Source organism: Pigmentiphaga sp. (assembly GCF_019689535.1).
Lineage (GTDB): Bacteria > Pseudomonadota > Gammaproteobacteria > Burkholderiales > Burkholderiaceae_B > Pigmentiphaga.
On sequence record NZ_JADGHH010000239.1, the window covers coordinates 1 to 4,552 of the forward strand.

A 4,552-nucleotide genomic window follows, 5' to 3' on the forward strand; every position below is an offset into this window, starting at 1 on the left:
ACCTTGGCTCCGAATCTCTACAGACCGATGTCTACTTGACAGGGGTGGTTACGCCATGGGGGCTCCAAAAAGCCCGACACCCTACCGCAGGATTGGGGTCAAACGCGCATGTTTCTGCCGCCCTGAAAGCGGTGGTCACGATCATCGGAATCGGTGGTCACGCACCCGGAACAGGTGGTCACGATGCCGGAATGAGGAAAAGTTGCCCATGTCGGGCACGGTGGTCACGATCACCGGAATCGGTGCCCACAATCAGCGGAATACGCATCTATTGCTTCCACTTCGTTGGCAAAGGCATATCCCGGCCGCGCAAACGCTAAAACCTCGAGTACAGCTGTAACCGAGTGCGCGCAGCTGATCCAGCAGCGCGCTTTCGATCTCGGCCTCCGACAAAAATGCCATGCGTCTATCCCTCGTCCCTGCCGCCCGGCAGGGCGAGCATGTTCTCGATCAGGCGGATCATCACGTCCTTGTTCTTGGCGTCGGACTCCGCCACCAGCAGCGCCAGCGCTGCCAGGCCCACGTCGTTGATCACCGGTTCGCCGTTGCGCAGCAGACGCCCGTTGCGTGCCAGGAAATCCACGAACAGGAAGGCCCCGCTGCGCTTGTTGCCATCCGCGAATGGATGGTTCTTGATGACGAAATACAACAGGTGCGCGGCCTTGGTTTCCACCGTGGGATAGGCCGGCTGGCCGAACACCGTTTGGTCGAGATTGCCGAGCAGGGCCGCAAAGGCATCGCCACGCTCGCGCCCGAAGAGCTCGGAAGCCTCGCCGCGCGCCATCAGGTCAGCCTTCAGCTGCGCAATGGCGGCACGGGCCTCGTCCAGGGCCGGCAGCACACCGCCCGGACTGCCCGCCGGCGCGGTCAGCAGCCCCTCGTCATAGCGTTGCAGCCACAGGAAGGTCTGGGTGTAACGCGCAATCACATCCACCAGACCGCGGCCCTGTTCGGCAGTCAGCGCCTGGCCCGCAGCCGCCTTTCTCACCAGCTGCAGCGCGGCTTCCAGCTCGGCGGCGTTGTGCTCGAAGCGCTGGCGGTTCAGGGTGAAGCCACGGGTCAGGTGCTCGCGAAGTACGGTGGTTGCCCACTGGCGAAAGCGCGTGGCTTTCGCGGAACTGACCCGATACCCCACGGAAATGATGGCGTCGAGGTTGTAGTGCTTGAGTCGGCGCCGTACCTGCCGCGCGCCCTCCTGGCGAACTACCGAGAAATCCTCGGTAGTTGCCGCCTCCTGAAGCTCCCGCTCCTTGTAGATGTTCTTGAGGTGCAGGCTTATGTTGTCGCTGGAGGTGCCAAACAGCTCGGCCATCTGCGCCTGCGTCAGCCACACGGTCTCTCCCTCCAGCCGCACCTGGACCGGACCGTTTTCAGCTTCGAAGATGACGAGTTGCCCAGCTTCGTTCATAAGTCACGCTCCTTGAGGAAGGCTTGGGCATCGGCGATGCCCAGCGCGCCGGAGATTAGGCCTTGCGGATCATGCACATCGAGACGCGAGGCCCGCACGGTCTGTACGACCGACCCTGCGGATCGCATCCTGCCGCGCCTCCGGCGGTAGCCCGGGGTTCAGGCGGGCAACGGCTTCCTCGAACCGCCTCAGTACCACCTCGGCGTGGCTCTCGCGCTCCGGCCGGTGGCTGTCGGGGCCGATGTCTTCCTCGCGTTCGATGCTGTAACCGAACGCACGCAGCTGATCCAGCAGCACGCTTTCGCTCTCGGCCTCCGACAGAAATTCCATGACCGACATCCCTCAGTCTGTAGTCTCGGGCAAGACACGCCGGGCGTGATCAATTTCAAATACATCCGGAACCGGCTTGAATGGCCCCTCCGGTGAGCGATGACTGCTCTGGAACGCCCGCAACGCCCCCACGTCAATCTCACCAATTACACAATAATCGGCAATACCTCCTTTGACGTGCAGCAGATCGCGTCGCCAACTCTCCTTGAACGGGCCACGAATGCGGCTATCGCCGTACTGGCGGTCATTACACTGAATGATATAGGCATGTATATCCAATGCAGCGGATTCCACCAGCGAATTGAAAGTCTCGGTGTCCTGGTGGGTATTCCGGTCGATCGTGACCAGTGATTCCGGGATCGTGACCGGGCAGTCCGGGCATCGTGACCACCGATTCCGATGATCGTGACCACGGCCATGTCGGAGGGCAAGAACACGCGCGACCTGATTGTACGTTGAAGGTCATGTCGGCCCCGCAGAGGGGCCGACATACGCTGCGTGTGACGCGCTATGCGTCGGGGAGTTTGGGAGGGCCGCTTCGTATCGCTGCCCGCATGGACTCGCCCTTGAGCACGATGCGGTGCGCCTGCGCCAGTAGCCGATCGAGCAGTGCATCGGCCAAGGCCGGCTCGCCGATCCAAGCGTGCCAGTGCTCAATCGGCAACTGGCTGGAGATCAGCGTAGCCCGGGTGGCGGCGCGGTCATCGATGATTTCCATGAGCGTCTCGCGCGTCAGAGCATCCAGTCCCACCAGCCCCCAATCATCCAGCACGAGCACCTGGGTCTTGGCCAGTTGGGCCAGCCACTTGGTGTAGGAACCGGCGGCGCGCAGCGTTCTGAGTTCCTCGGCCAGACGGGGCACCCGCAGATATCGGGCGCTATGGCCCTGACGGCAGGCGTACTGGGCCAGGGCGCAGCTCAACCAGGTCTTGCCACAGCCGGTAGCCCCCGTGAGGATGAGGGTCTGGCCGGCCTGCACCCATTCACCGAGGGCCAGACTGAGGAAGTGCGTGCGCTCGATGCCTCGGCCAGGCCGGCTATCGAAGTCCTCGATGGCGGCCTGGGGGTATTTGAGGCGTGCTTGTTGCAACAGCCGCGCACTGCGTCTCTGATGGCGGTAGTCGCATTCTTGCTGCACGAGCAGCGCCAGGCGCTGCTCGAAGGCCAGTTCACTACTGGCGGCCTGTTCGCTTTGGCGCTGCAAGGCATCGGCCATGCCCGTCAGTTTCAGTTCGCGCAATTGGGCAATGGTTTGGTGAAGCATGTAGATTCCTTGTAGATATCTCAGTGATAGGACTGCGCGCCGCGCAGGTGCTCATGCGGGGGGCTTTGCCAGTCGGCCGATTCGATGGGCGTCAGACGGTCGCGGCCATTGATCAAGATGTCGCGCACGGTGCGGTAGTAGCAGGAGTGCAGCTGCAAGGCCAAGGCACAGGCGGCTTCCAGGCGTGCGGGGCCGTAACGCTTGGCCAGGGAGAGCAGCCCCAGGGCCGAGCGATAGCCATGCTCGGGGTGCTTGTGGCGATGCAGCAGTTGCTCGACCAGGGTGCCGGTGGCCAGGCCAACGCCCAGGCCCCAGTCGATCAGGCGCTGTGGCGTCCATTGACGATGCGCCCGGTGGGCTGCGGGCATGTGGGCCTCTACCGTGGTGAACCCCCCGGCGCGGGCATTTCGCACATGCATGGCGACACGCCGGCCGCGATGCAGCAACTCGACCGTATGGGCGGTGATGCGGGCATCGAGCATGGCGCCCACCAGCGCATGCGGTACGCTGTAACGGTGGCGTTCGACCTCGACGTGGTAGTCCACATGAACCCGCACCGACTTGAAGCGGGCGTATTCGTAGCGTTGGGCCGGCAAGGGGCGCAGCGCCGGTGCATCCAGCTCATTAAAGACGCTGGCGCGGCTGCCGGGAAGCTTCTGGAAGGGGCGCGCATTGAGCTCATGCACCAAGGGCTGGATCGCCCGGTTGGCCGCAGCCAGATCGGCCAGGGGGCGATGGCGCAGCCGCGCCAGAACCCAGCGCTCGACCACCTGCACGGCCGACTCCACACTGGCCTTGTCTTGCGGCGTGCGTGGGCGTGCCGGCAAAACGGTGCAGCCATAATGCTGGGCGAAGTCCAGCACCGTGTCGTTGGCGCGCGGTTCATAGCGATCGGGCCGGGCGATGACGGCACGGGCATTATCCGGCACGACCAGCTCGGGCACGCCGCCCATGAAGTGCAATGCCCCGGTCATGCCGGCGATCCAATCGGCGGTGCGCTGCCCGGGCAGCGCCTGAGCGTAGGTGTAGTGTGAGGCGCCCAAGGCCGAGACAAACAGGTGCGCGCGCGAACCGTCCGACAACGCCAGCGTCGGTCCAGCGAAGTCCACAAACAGCTTCTCACCGGCGCGGTGCACTTGCCGCATGGAACGCTTCAGCGTCTTGGCATACTGCCGGTAGCGCTCGCAGAACTGGCTGTATTGCAGCGTGCGCTGGCCCAGATGATTGGCCTGATATTCCTGCCACAGCAGCATGAGCGTCACGCCCTTGCGCGAGAGCTCCCGGTGGACTGCCGCGTAGTCGGGAATCACCGGCTTGTCGGCCTGCCCGAGGTGAGCAAACAGGCGCCGCTCGAGCGCCGCCTCATCGAGTGGTTCGATCTCTGCCCAGCTCAAGCCGGCGGCTTTGGCGGCAATAGCGTACTTGCCCACCACGCCCTTGGAAATGCCTAACAGGCCGTTGAAAAAGTGGGCATCGAACGCATCAGGGACGCTGTTTTCGAAGAAACGAGTGGCCCAGACGCGTCTGCGCAGCGATTGCACCGGCCAATC

The 4,552-nt window shown here is 63.7% G+C and carries 5 protein-coding genes; 1 reads left to right on the plus strand and 4 read right to left on the minus strand.

Translation table 11 applies throughout. From position 1 onward, the window contains the following. Window positions 1–406: 406 nt before the first annotated feature. Together rhuM and IRZ12_RS15810 are read right to left on the minus strand one after the other, a co-directional pair. Window positions 407–1,408 carry a RhuM family protein gene (gene rhuM / locus IRZ12_RS15805; RefSeq protein WP_296470438.1) on the minus strand — a complete coding sequence of 334 codons (1,002 nt, stop codon included), beginning with the start codon at window positions 1,406–1,408 and terminating at the stop codon, window positions 407–409. Between the two features lie 69 nt (window positions 1,409–1,477). Further along, complete coding sequence (locus IRZ12_RS15810; RefSeq protein ID WP_296470441.1) at window positions 1,478–1,738, minus strand: type I restriction endonuclease; 261 nt, start codon at window positions 1,736–1,738, stop codon at window positions 1,478–1,480. A gap of 99 nt (window positions 1,739–1,837) precedes the next feature. Between IRZ12_RS15810 and IRZ12_RS15815 the strand changes: the two genes are divergently transcribed. Then, on the plus strand, window positions 1,838–2,089 hold the full coding sequence (locus IRZ12_RS15815; RefSeq protein ID WP_296470443.1) for a hypothetical protein: 252 nt from the start codon (window positions 1,838–1,840) through the stop codon (window positions 2,087–2,089). A gap of 157 nt (window positions 2,090–2,246) precedes the next feature. Here the strand turns inward: IRZ12_RS15815 and istB are convergent, their stop codons facing one another. Then, a complete protein-coding gene (istB, locus tag IRZ12_RS15820) occupies window positions 2,247–3,002 on the minus strand; it encodes an IS21-like element helper ATPase IstB (protein ID WP_296470445.1) in 756 nt (251 codons plus the stop codon). A 20-nt stretch (window positions 3,003–3,022) separates the two neighbouring features. Then, entirely contained in the window at window positions 3,023–4,543 is a 1,521-nt protein-coding gene (gene istA / locus IRZ12_RS15825) for an IS21 family transposase (protein ID WP_367181597.1), read from the minus strand. Window positions 4,544–4,552 lie beyond the last annotated feature (9 nt).